Source organism: Idiomarina sp. Sol25, assembly GCF_033052775.1.
Classification (GTDB): Bacteria; Pseudomonadota; Gammaproteobacteria; order Enterobacterales; family Alteromonadaceae; genus Idiomarina.
The window spans coordinates 1-395 of record NZ_JAUPEW010000052.1; the positions used below are offsets into that span (position 1 = coordinate 1).

The window sequence follows — 395 nt, forward strand, 5'->3', positions numbered from 1 at the left end:
GCGTTGTTGAAGGCCGAAATCGTGTGGAAGAGCGCCTGCCACAGCCCCATGCCCCAGCCGAACTCCGGCACGAAAACGATGGACAAAAGCGCCACGCCCACCGCCTCGCAGGCCAGCACCACTATCAAGATGCCGCGCACCAACACGAGAAGATCGCTAATCGAGGTCTGGTTAAGATCCTCGCGCAGGAAGATGCGTTGCGACATGCTGACAGGCAGCCCAAGCATGGACAGGACCAGCACCGCGAAGGTCATCAAGCCCAGGCCGCCGAGCTGGATCAAAACCATGACCACGCCTTGGCCGAACATCGTTAGCTGGCTGCCGGTGTCGATCACCACGAGGCCGGTCACAGTGACGGCCGAGGCCGCCGTGAAGATCGCGTCAGACCACGTGAT

The 395-nt window shown here is 61.5% G+C and carries 1 protein-coding gene; it reads right to left on the reverse strand.

What is annotated here, in order from left to right; genetic code table 11:
- A partial coding sequence (locus Q5L94_RS13420; RefSeq protein WP_317498866.1) for a potassium transporter TrkG occupies positions 1–395 on the reverse strand: 395 nt, incomplete at both ends.